Origin of the sequence: Leptolyngbya sp. UWPOB_LEPTO1 (assembly GCF_017302695.1) — a bacterium.
Classification (GTDB): domain Bacteria; phylum Cyanobacteriota; class Cyanobacteriia; order Leptolyngbyales; family Leptolyngbyaceae; genus Leptolyngbya; species Leptolyngbya boryana.
This window is the reverse complement of the sequence record NZ_JAFLCJ010000001.1, coordinates 505,844-522,319: the sequence shown is the minus strand read 5'-3', so window position 1 is coordinate 522,319 and position 16,476 is coordinate 505,844. Positions and strand designations below refer to the sequence as shown.

Annotated in this window: 14 protein-coding genes; 2 read left to right on the top strand and 12 right to left on the bottom strand. The window is 47.0% G+C overall.

Annotation, left to right across the window (positions count from 1 at the left end):
- Nucleotides 1-164: 164 nt before the first annotated feature.
- Complete coding sequence (gene glmS, locus J0L70_RS02265) at nucleotides 165-2,051, bottom strand: glutamine--fructose-6-phosphate transaminase (isomerizing) (protein WP_017290355.1); 1,887 nt, start codon at nucleotides 2,049-2,051, stop codon at nucleotides 165-167.
- 155 nt (nucleotides 2,052-2,206) lie between these two features.
- On the opposite strand from glmS, the gene J0L70_RS02260 reads away from it, so the two are divergent.
- Together J0L70_RS02260 and J0L70_RS02255 are read left to right on the top strand one after the other, a co-directional pair.
- Nucleotides 2,207-2,425: a hypothetical protein gene (locus tag J0L70_RS02260; protein WP_287452926.1), complete on the top strand. Its 219-nt coding sequence runs from the start codon at nucleotides 2,207-2,209 to the stop codon at nucleotides 2,423-2,425.
- Entirely contained in the window at nucleotides 2,418-2,678 is a 261-nt protein-coding gene (locus J0L70_RS02255; protein ID WP_287452924.1) for a hypothetical protein, read from the top strand. Before J0L70_RS02260 ends, J0L70_RS02255 begins: the two co-directional genes overlap by 8 nt.
- Nucleotides 2,679-2,925: 247 nt before the next feature.
- Here J0L70_RS02255 and J0L70_RS02250 read toward each other — a convergent pair whose 3' ends face one another.
- The 11 genes from J0L70_RS02250 to J0L70_RS02200 form a co-directional block, all read right to left on the bottom strand.
- Complete coding sequence (locus tag J0L70_RS02250; protein ID WP_287452923.1) at nucleotides 2,926-4,047, bottom strand: glycosyltransferase family 4 protein; 1,122 nt, start codon at nucleotides 4,045-4,047, stop codon at nucleotides 2,926-2,928.
- Between the two features lie 30 nt (nucleotides 4,048-4,077).
- Nucleotides 4,078-5,331, bottom strand: coding sequence for a glycosyltransferase (locus J0L70_RS02245; protein WP_287452921.1), 1,254 nt, complete (start codon nucleotides 5,329-5,331; stop codon nucleotides 4,078-4,080).
- A gap of 178 nt (nucleotides 5,332-5,509) precedes the next feature.
- Nucleotides 5,510-6,640: a glycosyltransferase gene (locus tag J0L70_RS02240; protein WP_287452919.1), complete on the bottom strand. Its 1,131-nt coding sequence runs from the start codon at nucleotides 6,638-6,640 to the stop codon at nucleotides 5,510-5,512.
- Nucleotides 6,641-6,653: 13 nt separating this feature from the next.
- The gene (locus tag J0L70_RS02235; protein WP_287452917.1) at nucleotides 6,654-7,814 is read right to left on the bottom strand and encodes a glycosyltransferase family 4 protein; all 1,161 of its coding nucleotides are present in this window, start codon (nucleotides 7,812-7,814) and stop codon (nucleotides 6,654-6,656) included.
- Nucleotides 7,811-9,295, bottom strand: coding sequence for a hypothetical protein (locus J0L70_RS02230; RefSeq protein ID WP_287452916.1), 1,485 nt, complete (start codon nucleotides 9,293-9,295; stop codon nucleotides 7,811-7,813). The genes J0L70_RS02235 and J0L70_RS02230 overlap by 4 nt, the downstream gene beginning before the upstream one ends.
- Nucleotides 9,292-10,542 (bottom strand): glycosyltransferase, encoded by a 1,251-nt coding sequence (locus J0L70_RS02225; protein WP_287452915.1) that lies wholly within the window; start codon nucleotides 10,540-10,542, stop codon nucleotides 9,292-9,294. The genes J0L70_RS02230 and J0L70_RS02225 overlap by 4 nt, the downstream gene beginning before the upstream one ends.
- Before the next feature lie 192 nt (nucleotides 10,543-10,734).
- A complete protein-coding gene (locus tag J0L70_RS02220) occupies nucleotides 10,735-11,793 on the bottom strand; it encodes a glycosyltransferase (RefSeq protein WP_287452914.1) in 1,059 nt (352 codons plus the stop codon).
- Nucleotides 11,790-12,557: an FkbM family methyltransferase gene (locus tag J0L70_RS02215; RefSeq protein WP_268180756.1), complete on the bottom strand. Its 768-nt coding sequence runs from the start codon at nucleotides 12,555-12,557 to the stop codon at nucleotides 11,790-11,792. Before J0L70_RS02215 ends, J0L70_RS02220 begins: the two co-directional genes overlap by 4 nt.
- Nucleotides 12,554-13,768, bottom strand: coding sequence for a glycosyltransferase (locus tag J0L70_RS02210; RefSeq protein WP_287452912.1), 1,215 nt, complete (start codon nucleotides 13,766-13,768; stop codon nucleotides 12,554-12,556). Before J0L70_RS02210 ends, J0L70_RS02215 begins: the two co-directional genes overlap by 4 nt.
- On the bottom strand, nucleotides 13,765-15,045 hold the full coding sequence (locus J0L70_RS02205; protein WP_287452911.1) for a glycosyltransferase family 4 protein: 1,281 nt from the start codon (nucleotides 15,043-15,045) through the stop codon (nucleotides 13,765-13,767). The genes J0L70_RS02210 and J0L70_RS02205 overlap by 4 nt, the downstream gene beginning before the upstream one ends.
- A gap of 2 nt (nucleotides 15,046-15,047) precedes the next feature.
- Nucleotides 15,048-16,304, bottom strand: coding sequence for an acyltransferase family protein (locus J0L70_RS02200; protein ID WP_287452910.1), 1,257 nt, complete (start codon nucleotides 16,302-16,304; stop codon nucleotides 15,048-15,050).
- Nucleotides 16,305-16,476 lie beyond the last annotated feature (172 nt).

The window sequence follows — 16,476 nt, the reverse complement described above, 5'->3', positions numbered from 1 at the left end:
CCGAAAGATAAAATTGATTGACTTGTCACGTACTATCCAACATGCTATAAAAAATCCTGGATAGTACGAAATATATCCAGGATTAGTCATATAGTCTCCTAGTAGCCGTTGAATGACGATTTGACTTTTTTCAGTCAAACAATACAAGCTACTAGGAGTATGCTTTACTCTACAGTGACACTTTTCGCTAAATTTCGGGGCTGATCCACATCTAAACCGCGTCGTGCTGCAATGTGATACGCCAATAACTGCAACGGAATCACCGTTAAGATCGGCGATAGGATCTCATCGACATGAGGCACTGGAATCAGTGTGTCAAATGTATCTGCTGCTTCCTGCTCATCCATTGGGGTAACACCAATCAAGCGAGCATCCCGCGCCCGTGCTTCTTGAGCATTCGACAACACTTTCTCAAACACAGTTCCTGGCATTGCGATCGTGACAACCGGAACCTTAGCATCTAATAATGCGATCGGTCCATGTTTCATCTCACCCGCTGGATAGCCTTCTGCGTGAATGTAGCTGATCTCTTTCAATTTCAGCGCCCCTTCTAACGCGATCGGGAAATTGATGCCTCGTCCGAGGAAAATGAAATCCTGTGTTTCTGCGAAATCATGCGCTAGTTCTTCGATATAGCGCTCTTGGCTTTCTAGAATCAATTCAATCTGAGCAGGGAGCTGCCGCAATCCGTCAAGCAACTGTTCTAAAGCTTCAGATGATCTTGCTTGGCGGCGGTACGTCAGATCGATCGCCAAACTATAAAATGCCATGACTTGTGCTACAAAAGTCTTTGTAGCAGCTACGCCAATCTCAATCCCTGCATGAGTCTCAATGATATTGGGAACGAGATGACCCAGTGAGCTTTCAGGACGATTTGTAATCCCCAAGAGTCTCGCCTCAAAGCCTGAACTTAACGTCGATCGACGTTCTTGTTCCATTGCTAACGCTGCTAAGGTATCAGCCGTTTCGCCGGATTGAGTCACCCCGATCGTCAACGTATTTTTAGTTAACGGCGATGCCGAATAGCGGTACTCAGACGCATAGTGTACTGAGGTGGGAATGCCTGCTAATTGTTCGAGCAAGTATTTTCCGACTAAGCCTGCGTGCCAACTGGTTCCACAAGCAATGATCTGAACTTGTTGTAAATCATCCAACACAGCATCCGAAAGTCCAATCTTCGTTGGAGAAGAAGCTTTCGCCGCACTCCATTCTGTGTCAAAGTAAGCCTCTAAACAGGCGCGAACTACACCAGGCTGTTCGTAAATTTCTTTCAGCATGTAGTGTTTGAAGCCTTGCTTCTCCACCATGACGGGATTGACATCCAGGGTGCGGGGTTTCTTCTTCAAGCGTTGTCCTTCAAAGCTGTAAATTTCCACCCCGATCGGTGTCATTCTTGCTAATTCCCCGTTCTCCAGATTCAACACGGCACGGGTGTAGGGAATTAATGCAGGCGTATCAGACGCACAGTAGAATTCACCTTGCCCAAAGCCGAGAACGACGGGAGCCTGTTGACGGGCGACGATAATTTCATCGGGATAATCGGCGCAAATCACTGCGATCGCAAAGGCTCCTTGCAGCTTATTCACAACTGATCGAACGGCTTCGAGCAAGGGAAATTCGGCAGATTTTTCCGCTTTACTCAATTCTTCTGCGATGAGGTGCGGCACGACTTCGGTATCTGTTTCCGAGCGAAACTCACAGCCGCGTGCTTTTAGTTCTTCGCGCAATTCGCGATAATTTTCGATAATGCCATTTTGAATCACCGCAATCCGCTGTTGCATATCCATGTGTGGATGGGCGTTATATTCTTCGGGTTTCCCGTGAGTTGCCCAGCGTGTATGCGCGATTCCGGTACGAGCGGGATTGGTTTCGCCTGCTAATTTTTCTTCAAGATTGTGCAGTTTCCCTTTTGCCCGTACACAGTGAATTTCGCCCTCTAAAATCGTTGCGATTCCGGCAGAATCGTAGCCGCGATATTCTAATTTGCGAAGCCCTTCCAGCAGAATTCCACTGGCTTCTTGTGTCCCGATGTAGCCGACAATTCCGCACATATGACGTTCGCTCCTAAATGAATCGTGACGTTACCCGATAATTTATCCTGAGTTTTGTTAAGATACCAGCCAAATAACAGACTTTTCGCATTTCAGGGGTGATTTTATAAAGGCGGACGATCGCAACAGTTCAGTATATTCCGCAGAAAAATCGAATGTGTCCCAAGCAGTATTGGATGTCTGCATCAGGCTTCTGCCTATTTCACACCAAAGATTTGATCTGCGTAGCAAATTTCATCGCGAGCAAAGAATATTTCATCTGTTGGGGCAAGAGGATGCTGGAGCGATCGCGAATCGTTTACATGACGACCTTAGATGAAGTGCGGCAAGTTCTTGCATCTGAGTACGCTGATCGAGAACCCAGAGATGCCTGACCCTTGGGTGCGAATGCTCAACAGCAAGCGAGGGTTGCATCTGGTGGTGTTGTATCTCAATCTGGGCGATTGGCGCATTCCGTGGAGTGTTCGGGTTTGGCGCGGCAAGGGTCAGACCAGTCTCGCTCAATTGGCATGTAAGTTACTCGCAACTGTGCCAACGGCTTTAGCTCTAGATGCGCCTGTGATTGTACTAGCTGACACGGAGTTCGGCACGATTGAGTTTCTCCAAGCGGTGCAGCGTCGAGGATGAAGAACAGTTGTCGGTGTGCGCTGCACCCGGAATCTGATTGCTTACCTCTTGGTGTATTGGGTTTACTATCTACCTGGTGATGTTGTAGCAAAAAACCATGCTGAGTTTTTGGCTCTCGAAGAAGCTCACTGGTGAAGAAGCACTCCGATTGGCGTGATCTTTAGTTTAGAAATACGCTCTTAATCTCAGTCTTCTTCAATTCCGGAATCGTCAAGTTTGTTATTCATGCAACAAAGCCGTTTTCTCATCAAGTTCTCAGCAATTGCTCGAACTCGGCGAGATACTGTTGCGCGATTTTCTCGTAGCTATATTGCGCTGCCTTTTGTGCTGCGTCTCTAGCAATTTTGCAGGTGCTCGACCAATTCGAGAACGCGGTCTCTAAAGTTAGCGCTAATTGATCGGCAGGCTGAGAACTTTGGTGATCAAAGATATAGCCTGTGTGCTTGTGTTCAATAAAGTCCTGAAAACAAGCTAAGTTGGAGACGATCGGGACTAATCCACATGCCATCGCTTCTAGGGGCGCAACACCGAAAGACTCACCTTTCTCAGCAAGTGAAGGATAGCAAAATAAATCTGCGGCTCGATAGGTCTCTGAAAGTTGATGGGGGTCGAAGATCGGACCGACAAATTTGATTTTGAGTCCGATCGCTTTCTGTTTGAGTGTGGCTAAGTAGTTCTCTCCACCACCGCCTTGATTGCCTTGTGCAGGACCGATAATTTTTAGCTTGACATCGGGAAATCGCTTGGAAAACTTGGCAAATGCATCAATAAGCAAGTGAATTCCCTTCTCTGGGTGAAGTCTACCGACATAAAGCAGGACCTTTTCGGAACGTTCGATCGAGGAAATTGAAGGGTAGAAAACAGAAGTGTCGATCGCATTCGGAATCACCCGCATTCGATCCGTAATAGCAGGATATTGCCTAGCAACGGCGGTTTGGATCGGACGCGATACGACTGCAAACTGATCCACATACTGATAGAGTCGAAATTGCCCTTTAGGAAAACGAGCGACATTAACAACGACCTTATCTACTAAAGGATGGAATTGAGCAAAAGCAGGGAGCCAAAAATCGTTGATCACCAACACATCTGTTCGAGGCAACATTGGCGTTGTGGTAATCGCATAGACCAAATCTTTGACGAGATCTAGCCAGATGTTCGGACTCTGAGGAAATCCACCCCGTCGCACATATTGAACCCTATTGATGACTTCATAATCGGGCTGTTCAGGATGACTCCGACAAAGCATCGTCACTTGATGCCCAGAAGCGGCAAATTGCTCGGCTAACCCTTGCCAAAATCGAGGAACAGCTCCGCCTTGAATAGCGGGAACGGGAAACCAAGGACCCATCGCGATCGCAATTTTCATAAAAACACCCAGGTTGCTTTTTGATCTTGGTTAATCGAATCGAATACTTTCCACAGGAATTCCACCCTGCATGATCCAGCGGTAGACGGCGGACATGGTTTGAGCGATCGAACTCCAGGCATAGTTTTTTGTGACTAATGCCCGTCCGTTGAGTCCCATCGAGCGACGGTCTGAATCGGAAAGTTGCATTCCTTCAGTTAATGCCTGAGTTAATGGCTCAGTCTGATTTTCAATCCACCACCCACAGTTAGCGCGGTGCAAGTCTTGCCAAGGTGTACCGTGGGTTGTGATCACTGGAACGGCGTAGGACAAGGCTTCTGCCACTGCAATGCCAAAATTCTCAGAGTGAGAAGGTAGTACAAATAATTCTGAATTGCCTAATGCGGCTGCTTTTTGATCACCTGACAACATTCCTGTAAACGTAACGCGGGACTGAAGATTTAGCTTTGTAGTGAGCGCAATCAGTTCCGCTTGATAGCCAATCAAATCTGGACCTGCAATCACGAGTTGCCACTCTGGAAATTGTGCTTCCAACTGATGCCAAACCTGAAGGAGTCGATCAAGTCCCTTTTTCGGATGCAGTCGCGAGAGAAAGAGGAGCCAGCGTTTGTTTGCTAAGGTTGGAAACTGTGTGGTGAGTACAGCTTTCGTTGGAATCTGTTCGAGATTTGGAATCGATACGCCGTTGGGGATTAATGCGATCGGTTGTTGAAATCCTAGTTGTCGAATCGCTTGCACTTCCATCTCAGATGTGGCATGAAACAGGGTGGCTCGCTCTAAGTTTTCTCGCTCATAGAGCCACCATGCGACTCGTTTTCGCAGTCCACTCCACTGAAGCGCCCAAGGCTCTAACATTCCCCGTGGCGAAATTACGAGCGGTAGATCATAACGCTGAGCAGCTTGACGGGCGTAGCGGTTAGGAAACATCCACACCCCATGATTGTGAATCAGGTTGAGGTCTTGTGCGGCTAATTTATGCAAGGCACGATCGGCGATCGGATGAAATCCTCGACCATGTCTTGTGAGAAAGGTGGCTGGATAACTATGAAACTGAACTCCAAAAGGTTGGAGTTGTGAACCATGCTCAGGATAGTGGAGGGTCCAGAGATGCGGCTCGATTGTGGTTTGGCTCAGAGCTTCGGTCAGATTGGTGACTGAGAGAGCAGGTCCACCAATGTTTTGATTAATACAAGCAATCACATGACACACTTTCAGAGCTTGAGGGTCAAGTGATTGATGTGCTTTGGCTTGATCGAGCAGTGCCGCCGGGAATTCATCGGACATCTACTTACATTCTCTGAAACAAGGGGCTACTTAGAAGTACAATTTGTTGATCGCGAATCAGGACAGATTGAACTGCCATTTTGGATTGATCGTTGAAAGCATATCTGAAAGGTGTAAAAAGCTTCCTCGCTCCGTTCTATTTCGGAGGCGGGAATGCAATAAACGCTATTTACACCCTCTAAGACATCAGTAAATCAGTCAGCGTGGCTTGAAATTTCTTGAACCCAAATGTCTCAATCACATGCTGTCGGAGTAGATGAGGCTCATATAGAAGCGGGTTTGGATAGTGTTTTTGTAAGATTTGAGTGAGTGTTGCTGCAATTGTGCTGATGTCTTCTGGATCGACTAACGCCCCTAATTTACCTTGGCAAAGTGCATCGATCGAGCCGTCTTGATTTCCGCCCAACACAGGTTTTCCACAAGCCATCGCTTCTAGATAGACAATTCCAAATCCTTCTCGCTTACTGGGCATCGCAAATACATCACAGAGGTTGTAGTAATCACACAACTCTTGATCAGGGACGAAACCTGCCAGCGTGACACAGTTTTGCAGATTTAGGTCTGAGATTAATTGTTCAATTCTTGATCGATCGCTACCCTGACCGACAATCATGTAATGAACATGCGGAATTGCTTGACGAATCAGAGGCAGTGCTGCGAAAACTTGGTCATAGCCTTTGTAGCGTTCTTGAGGAGCTAATCGACAGACCGTGAGAATGATCGGCTGATCCGGCTGTAACTGATATTTTTTTAATAGATGAATTGGTTTCTCACTGATTTGAAAGCGATCGCTATCGAAAGTATTGGGCAGTACAACGACTTTTTTCGGATCTAATCCTTGTTCTTGAATCAAGCGATCGCCTGTGTAGCGACTCACTGCCAGAATGCGATCAGCGTGGTGCAAAGCAGTTCTGAGTGCAGGTTTGTTAATATCCCAAGCTTCGATACCATGCGCGACTGTCCAATAAGGAACATTTGCGAGGCGTTTTAGCACGTTGGCAGCAAGGGTAAAGTTGAGATGCGTGGTAATCACTAAATCGGGACGGTGTTGAATGCCATACTTCAGCAGTTGAGCCGAAAATAGCAGAGTTCGCAATGAAGTGGGATAGTGACCTGCACAATGCCATTGGGGTTGCGAAGATAGAGGTAAATTTGCGATCGCATCATTTTTGAGAAAAATCTCTAGCTGGGTGGGTGGAATACTCTGCTGTAAAGCAGCGAGAAAGTAAGCGGAGTAAGATTGAATTCCTCCTTTGGATGTAAACAATTCAGGAATCCACAGGTGCAATTGGGTGTTAGAGTGTAGCATCTTCAGGTCATTCCTATGTTTCAGGAAGCAGTGTAGTCATGGCAGTCTGCAAGCCAGCAGTTGCAGTTTCATAGCAATATTGAGTAATCCGAGTCCTGCTATTTTTGCCCCAGGTTTTAAGGCGATCGCGATCCGAAAATGCTTCCTGTAAACATTCAGCCAACGCTTGGACATCTCCTGCCGGAAACATCAACCCTGTTTCAAACGGAGTCACTAAGTCTTGAGCACAGCCGACATGAGAACTGACAATCACTGGACATTCAAGGCACATCGCTTCATTGACCGCAAGACCCCACGTTTCCCAAGCACCATAGCTCGGTAACACCATCACATCTGCGATCGCATAAGTTCGCGGCATCTGACTTTGATTCTGAAACGGTGCAAAGTAAATATTCGGGTGACTTGCAGCAGTTGTTTTCAGTTCGGCTTCTAGCGATCCTGCTCCCACAAACAAGAGCGCAACTTGAGAAAGGTTGGCTTTGAGAAAGGCGTGTAGAAGATCGAGCGGACGTTTTTTTGGTTCAAACTTTCCGGCAAACAGAATGACTGAATGATCCAGTGGAATCCCTAACTGTCGTTTCCAATCGATTGCTTGATTTTGGGCGGCTTGTGAAATGAAGCGATCATTGTCGATCGCATGAGGTGAGAAAAATAATCGCTCTGGAGCAACCCGATGAAACCGAAAGTACTCATAGTTTGCTTTCCCCACATACAAACAAGCTGCGAACCGACGATAGATCGTGGAGATGATCTGTCGTCTCACAGTTGCTTTCAGCCCAGTTGCGGGGATCAATCGATGCGAGTCGCCGCGAAACAAAAGCGGTGTATCTGTCCAACTCCACAAGAATCGATACAAACTGGCATGGTTATAGTTCATCAGCAATACTGTATCCGGTTGGTATTGCTTCACTTGCGCGAGTAAAGATGGATTTTGTAAGCCCCAAAAATGATGGGTTCCTGGATCAGAACTGATATTCGGCACAAACTCATACTCATAGCCTGAGAGCAATGGAATATCCCACTGAATTGCCTGCTGAAATCCTTGATCCAGCGTTTTAGTGACACCAAAATCCCATAGATAAAACACTCGAACAGCAAACACTGTACTAAGGTGCCGAAACCAAGGAGCGTAGTACTGAATGGGGTGAGAAGTAATAATCGCGAGGCGTTTCATTCGAGTCTTGAAGCCTCCAGAAATGCCACGATCGCAGAAGGTGGAACGCGATAGTTTTCCATAAAGACGATCGCAATTCCTAACAGAAGATAGCTCGCTTGTGCCAATGCTGCTAGATAAGTTCCCGCCGTCCATTCGGTTTGAAAAGCAAACGTCACTAACAGAATTGTAAAGAGCGATCGGATGGATAAGAGTGGTGCATTAATGCTTAATTGTGTTGCCTTTCCATAGAATGCGCCTAACACGATCGCGAGTCCTGCACAGCCGAGCAAGCCAAAATTACCGTAAGCCTCTGCTAACAATCCCCAAGAAATCGAAGTCACTTGGGTTGCTTCCTCGGTTTGTAGTCCATAGTGAACGCTTAGCATATGAGTTCCTTCCTGACTCCGAATGCGATTTTCAACAAAGATTCGAGGAACTAGAATCTGAGGAATAATCGCGTAAGTTGCACCATTGAGATAAGGCAGCTTTTCTGGACTTAGATTTTGTGCGAGCAGCAGCATGTGGATGACGCTGGCACGCTGTGTAAACGATCGCTCTTCCTCAGTTTCCTGCTTTTCCCGCTTCTGAACAAATTTCCAAGAATAATCAATCCATTCCCCATATAAGGCTGGATATTCCCAAGGGACCACGTTCGGCTGAACATCCGAAAACCAGTATTTTCCTCGCATATCTGCTTTGCCATAGTTCAGAAACGTCAGCAACGCAAAGAAAACCGCGATCGCAATGATCGGCACTTTTTTTCGTCCGATCGTGTAAGCTGAGATCGCGATCATGGAAATTGAAGCCGTTCCAATTAAGAGAAAGCTCAACGCATCGGTCAAAACAAAGCTTAAAATTAGCCCGATTAAGAGCGTGATTTGCCGTCGAGACAGCGACTGAGCGCCGAAACGATAACACAGCACAAAGGTAGAAATTGCAGTCAGTCCTAACGTTGAATTCCGAATAATCGAAAAGAGCGGACCTGTAATCGTGATCCATCCTGCCGCATTACAGATATTAAAGACAACGCTAGAGGCAAGAGCAACGAGAAAAAACTGATCTCCTTTCCGAACTCCTAAAGCACGATAGTAGCTCGGTTGTGGGGGAATAGCCGTGACAAATCGATACCACACCCAAGTGCCAAGTAAAAGCGTTCCTGCAACGGTTACAGCAGCAAATAGATGGCTCTGAGGCGTATACGTGATCACAACCGGATGATTGCTAATCAATGGAAAAGCATAAGTCCAAACAAAGGTCAGAGCGAACATCGGAAAGACTGGCATTCCTAACACTCGACCCGAACACCACAAGTAGAACGGGATCAATGAGACGATCGTAATCAAGATGGCACTCGCCTGGCTCCAGATCGATCCGGTCTGCACTCCATAAATTTCATACAATAAAATCGCGATCGCACCACACCAAAACACACTCAGCAGTTGGTCGTGGCGTTGGCGAGAGAGTTGGATGGGAAAAGATTCGAGAGCAGCTTGGGTCATGAGGGCACTGGAGTAGGTAGAAGACAACGATCGAAGATGGCACATTGTTGCCGCGTCATTTCTTTAGCGGTGTAAGGTGCAAACGCAGACCAATCTGTAGCGGGCTGAAACGAACGAGGTAAAGCGATCAAAGTATTGAGTGCTTGTGCGATCGCAGGTTGCAACTGTTCGCAAGTGGTTTGGGCATTAAAGGTCACGGCTTGTCCTGCTTGGGTCGATCGCAGAATCGAAACGACGGAACTTGCCTCGTGAAAGATCGCCAGAATCGGCTTACGAGCGAGAATGCAGGGATAAAGCTTAGAGGCGGTATAGCTCGGATCGTCTGAGCCAATCAGCACAATTGTATCGCTGTCTACTAACGTTTGGAGTGCTTCAAAGTAGGGAATTCGTTCCGTATGTTCTCGAACTAAATCACTGATACCAAGTTCCTGAGCAATCGGCTCGATCGTTTTCTCAGCCCGATCATCGGTTGCGTAGCTTGTTCCGACAAAGTGAAGTTGAATTGATTTCCAGACTTCAGGATTGCGATCGCGTTCTTGTCGAATGGTGGAAAAGAGCGATCGGAGTGAGAATGCCATGTCTGCTCCACCGCGTCCCACATAAACCCAATGCCGTTTCCCATCCTTAGGATCAAAGATACGCTGCTTGATTCCCAAAGTCGGTAATTGTTCAAAATCCGCTTCTGGTGCACCAAACGGGAGCACGGTAAACTGGTCATCTCTCAGCCATGAATAGCGTTGTTTCAAGGTTTGAGGATAGGCAGCCGAAACGCTAATCACATGACTCACCTGGCGCATGGCTCTAGGTTCTAGAGTCTTCGCAACCGTTTGAGCAAATCCGTATTTGAATCGTCCACCGGGGCGCTTGGTAGTGGGAGCATTCTGATAATAGTTACTGCGCCAAGGATCTTGAAAATCTAGAACATAAGGAACACCAAATCTTCGTCGCCATCGGGCTGCAAGTCCCATGGTTAAAAATACGGTCGTGGAGAAATAGATCAGGTCAAATTTCTGTTCCTTGATTAAGCGATCGCCCATTTGCAGAAAATACGGCAAGCATCGCCATCCAATATTTCCCAGTCCGACTCGTTGTGTGAGCTTAATCGGAAGTGCTGGCGTCTGCGTAATGGGTATCGTTTCTGGCACTGTTCTCAGCAACCACGGATCTTTTGTTCCTCCGATCGTTTCTGTTTCGACGGTTAAAATCCACGGGTTCCAGCCAAAAGCCTCAAAATACGGCAAAGACATTCTAATCCGCTGATGATCTGGCGCATTAAAGGGCGGAAAATGAGGGCTGACTATTAGAACTCGACGAGCCAAAGCATATCTCCATCACGGAAAACACCACCTATAGATACGGCGGATATGCAGCTTGATCAGGAATAAATTTATACTTAATGCTCTCATTCTGAATGAGACTTTTCTTCGCTATCTTTAATCTCAGCATTGCTGTTTCTGTCTCAAGTTCTTGAACTGAATCTGTTTTTGATAAAGCTGTTCATACTGAGTGACGATCGCAGGTGCAGCAAAGCATTGTTCGACTCGTTGACGGCACTTTGATCGATCTAGCTTTGAAACTTGTGCGATCGCATCACATGCTGCATCGATTGAATCGATCAAAAAGCCATCTATTCCTGGACGCACAATCTCCGGGAGTGCCCCCCGTGGACAAGAAATCACAGGAGTTCCACAGGCTAAAGCTTCGGTAAATACAATTCCAAAAGGTTCATCCCACTCGATCGGGACGATCATCGCGGCTGCCTGACCAAGCAATTCGTTTTTCTGCTGGTCATTTACCGCACCGACATACTCAATCCCGTCTTTACCTAAATGCGGCTCAATCTCTTCGCGCCAGTACTGTCCTGCTTCTCCAGTTGTGCTGTAGTTTCCAGCAATCAGTAAACGACGATTCGATCTCCGAGCCGCCTCGATCGCCGTATGTGCTCCTTTAATTCGTTCAATTCGACTCAAAAACACAAGCGGCGCATCTTCATCCACAGTAGGACGAAAGGTATATTTCTCGAGTTCTACACAGTTGTGAATCGGATGCCAGATGCCCCCAGAAGCGCGACCTGCTCGACAAATATACTCACTACAGCCTGTGAAGGTCAGCGATTCTCCAGCCAGTTTAACTGCCCAACTCGTGGTTCGTGCACTGGGATAGCGCTGATACGACATAATTTTGGGAATCGTCGATCGTAGTAGTGGGAGTAGGTAGAGAATGCGCGAAAAGCTATGAATGAGATCCGGTTGAAAGTCACGAATCGCTGATTTGAGCAGCAAAGTATTCTGAATCGCATCTAATTTGTCCTGCGATCGTTGCCCTTTCCAGACAAATTGTCGATCGGCAAGCGTGTTTGAATCTCGGTGCGCGACTAATCCAACCGTATGTCCACGCTGTTTGAGTTGCGTAATCAACAAATCAACAATTCGCTCAATTCCTCCATACAGTGTGGGTGGAACTGGAAGCTCAGGGTCAGCCGTTAGTAAAATTCTCATTGCAAAACTCTGTGAACGCCCCGGCTAGGATGATAAACCAGCAACTCGTCAGCACTCTCTAGCGGTTTATCCCCAATGACCTGAAATTGATATCCTATCGCCGTTAATAACTCGCGGCACTGTTGCTGAATCTCATCACCGTGGGTTGCTAATACGATCGTAGGATGTGCTTGCTCTAGAATCGTTCTCATTCCCTGTAATGCAGCAACTTCCGCACCTTCAACATCCATTTTGATGTAATCAGGCAGAGGAATTTCGCCTTGATTCAGTAAACTATCTAGACTGATAGTTCTGACTTGTAAGCTACCTTGTGCAGCTAAATGTCCATGAAAACTACTTGCAGCTAGATCAAATGATGCAACTCCATCGGTATCAGAAATGGCAGCCTCAATCACGGTGACATTCTGAATCTGATTCATCTTTAAGTGCTGTTTCAAATAGTGTAAGTTCTTCGGCATCGGCTCGAATGCAAAGACACGACCGGATGAACCTACGAGCGCCGAAGCTAACAGGGTGTGGAATCCTACATGCGCACCCAAGTCAAACACAATACTGCCTGCCGCAATCGTCTGTTCTAACAATTGCTGCTTATCGTATTCGTAACTTCCCAACCAGCAACCATGCTGACTCGATCCAACTGTCCAGCGTTTGCCTTTGAGCTTGCCTTGTAAAATCGTCATTTGCATCTCTTTAGGCAACCACTGTAACGGCGATCGTAGCAGTTTACCAAGAGGAGATTGATAGGAAATTCCAGAAAAGTTCATAGCAGTGCTCGGTGGACAACAGATAAAAAGCGATGCTGTTCGATCTCCCAGTTATAGTGGCTTTGCCCTAACTGCCAAGCCTGCTGACGAGCTTGAGTCAAGTGATCCCGGTTCGATAGCCAGTGATCGAGCGTGTTCGCGATTTTGGTTGGATTATGGACATCTATTAATACAGAGGCAGATCCGAGTCGTCGGGATAATTCTAGCTGTGCTTGCGTTATGCTCATTAGCACGGGTAACCCTGCTAACAGATAGGTAAAAATTTTGTTAGTCAGACACAAATCGCGATTGCGAGGAGTGGTCAGTTCTAGCGACAAACCAATGTCATGTTGTGCAGCAAGTTTGATCATGTCTGGAGGGGGAGCAGACGGAAGAAAGTGAATGCGATCGCACAAGTTCATGGTCTCTGCTAACTGCATCAGTTGATCTCGATAGCCATTGGCGAGAATTCCACGCAAATGTAGCTCGACAGGCGTTTGCATCTGTCCCATTGCCTGCACAATCGCTTCAATGCCACGCCCTGCTCCGATCGTCTGCGAGAACCAATAGAGAGAAGGAACGGGTCTGGACTGTTTTGGTGACGAATCCGGGGCTTCAGATAAAGGAAAAACGTTTAAGATCGGCTCCATCTCAACCCCGTATCGTTTTACATAGGCATCTGCGATCCTGGGTGAAGCTGCGGTGAGATGATCACAGTGAGGCAATAAAGTGCGTTCAATGTGATCGCGAATTTGAATTTCTGCCTGGTTTTCGGGAGTATCTTCTAGTTCGCCCGTGTGAAAATCTTCCGCATCAAATCCAAAACGAGCCTTGTGATGTCTAGCCGCGATCGCAACCGCAGGAAGAGCCGCTAAACAATGAGCGATATAGAGATCAGCGGGTTCTGCCATTGCCGCTTTTGCAAGTCGATCGCTCATTGGACTATGCGCCCAGACTGCCCAAGTCAGATGAGGCATTTTCTGAACAATCTTGCGAGCTAGTTCTTGGCGAATTCGACGGCTGGAATAGTCGATGAGAGATCCAAGTCCGACTTGTACCCAAGACCACTCTGCCTTAGATAAGATTGCGGCATCTAATGGGCGGACTTCTGCCATGTAATTTCCCGCCACGACTCGCACCTGATACCCTGCCGTATGAAGACTATTTGCTTCTTTTACCAATCGAGGATTAGAGCCAACATGACCAGGACTGACTAAACACACTCGCTTCATAGCGTAAATCCTGCGGCACTCAACCCATCTCGTAAGTTCTCAATCAGCGATCGACGATAATCTGACCATTGCCATTTTTCGGCAGTCTCCAAAGCAGCTTGGCGCATTGCTTGCAGTTCTGAACGATGAGTCATACACCAGTTCAATGTTTCTGCCAGCGCGTCAGGATCACCTGCGGGAACAATTAGTCCATTCACTCCCTGTTGAATCAAATCTGCTGCACCTGCTCGATCGGTCGTAATCACAGGTAAGCCTTGAGCAAATGCTTCGGTCACAACCATTCCAAATCCATCGCAGAGTGTGGGGAAAACAAGGACATCCGCTTGGCGATATCGTTCGTAAAGCACTGTGCGCGGTACGGTTCCAGAAAGGTGGACAGAGTCAGGAAGATCAGCTGTTAAGGTAGCAGGTAATCCCATTGATCCCAAAACTTGGAGCTGAGCGTGCTGGGGTTGTAGTTGTTGCCATGCCTGAAGTAAATAATGTGCTCCTTTGCGGATACTGAAGGTTCCTGCCCATAAAAACTGTATCGGAGTAGACTGCGATCGTGGTTCTTTCACTGCCGCTAAGTTTACAGGTGGTGCACCATAAGGAACGACTCGAACTTTTGTCACATCCAATCCAGCTGCAGCATAAGACGCTTTCGTAAATTCAGAATTTGCAATCACGACATCTGCAAGCTCCCATTCTCGTCTACGTCGCTGTGTGCGTTCTGCCTGGCGCTGTCTCACATATTTGCGGTAGGGAGTTTCTAGTTCGGGATAGCGCTGAAGTTCCTGAGAAAGTAGATTTTCGACAAATTCATGTTCTGGTGCTGGAACATCATAGATACAAGCAATTCCCTTTTGTTTTGATGCCTCAAATGTCGCAAGGCAAGCCGTTTCATATCCATAAACTGCCTGACTCGAGCGCACTGTTTCTTGAGCAACCCAATGATCGTAAGCATTCAGCCCACGATGAAAAAACCAATCGCTGACTCGTCGATCGCGATCCACTCGACCGATACATAGTTGCAAAATTTCGTACCAAGGATTGTCTTTGACTAGAGTCAGCGGAAACTCTGTGATGGCTCTGCGAGAGAGTTGTTTTGCGAGATCGAAGTGAATACGATCGCTCAAGGTTGTCAATGTTCTGGTCAGACCGCGATCCGGGCGATAAACGATCGTCGTTGCGAATTGACTGAGAAGATTTGCTTCATAGAGTGCTCGTCCCACTTGTTGCACAAATGGTGTGGGAGCGGGATGGGCGAGAGTAATGGTGTTGAGAGCAGCAGTCATGTTCAACAGATCAGCAGTGGGGTGAGTTTTTTGCGAATCATGGGCTGTAGAATTCGCTCTAGTAGAATCGACAACCCGATCGAGAGTCCGAACCAAATAATCAATCGCAGCAAATAGCTCCAGAGCGTTCCTTGAATGGGAAAGAATTGCTGAATTGCTTCCATCACAGGTAAATGAATGACATAAAACGCATAAGAAATTTGTCCAATTGGAGCAAAGATTTTCAGAATAGTAGGAGAAATTCGGACTCGCCAAAGCACAATCGCGAGTAGCGAAATGACTGCCAGTAAAATCCAAAAATCTTGCTGAAACAGACGACCTCTCAGAATGATTGGAATCAGATTAGTGATCGGAACCAATAAACAAATCAATTGCAGCCACTTAAATCCGGGAAATTCTCGACGTGCAACGCCCGCAATTAGCAATAGACAAATTGGCAACCATCCAACCGTCGCTAAGTTGACACGCCCAATGTGGGAATTAGACCACCCTAAAACTTGAAACAAAATTCCAAAGGGTCGAACGTGGAAAAATGCGATAAACAAACAGAGATAACTGAATAGAGGAATTTGCTTTTGATCAGAAGACGGTTCGACTTTCCAAGCCAGCCACAAGCCCACGAGCCAAAACAAGAACCCGGTCGAGAAACTTGCTAGAATTTGTATCCCAAACGCTGAAGATGGAATCAGCCATCCGAGTAAGCACAATCCAGTAGCGATCGCAAAAACTGTAATCACTTTCGGTCTCAGCCACCAAATGAGGAGAAAGAGTAAGTAAAATACGACTTCATAACTCAAGCTCCACAATGCACCGTTTCCAGTAATGACAGGGACGGTAAGCCCTTGTAGGAAGAGCGCATTGCCAAGGATGGTTCCCCAACTATCTCCAGTTGCAAAGGGAATCGAACAGACGATCGCGATCCAATAAATTGGTACGAGTCGAATCGTGCGACGGATAAGATAGCGAATCATTTCCTGACGCGAGAAATCAGCCGTTGTGGTTAAACCAATGACGTATCCAGAAAGTACAAAAAAGAGTAAAACACAGGCTGGACCTGGATTAAGATATCCCCAAAGGCGATTGGGCTGAAATCCTGGATCAAGCTCTGGACCGAGCACATGATAAAACCCAACAGCAAGCGCAGCATATCCTCGTAACCCTTCAAGTGCCCAATCAAAAGCGCGACGGATGCGATTCGATGAATCAGGCACAAATGGACTGAAAAGCTGGAATTCCTTTAAGCTTGGGTTAGTAATCATAAGCGCGACTTTGGCTGAACGTAGGTGAATGAGAAATGTCATACCAAATCGATTTTTAAGTGCGACAGATCTTTGACCTCCCCCAACCCCTCCTTAGCAAGGAGGGGAGCCAGAAATCCCACGTTGGCAAGGGGGAGTGCCGTAGGCAGGGGGGCAAGAATCTGTGGCGATG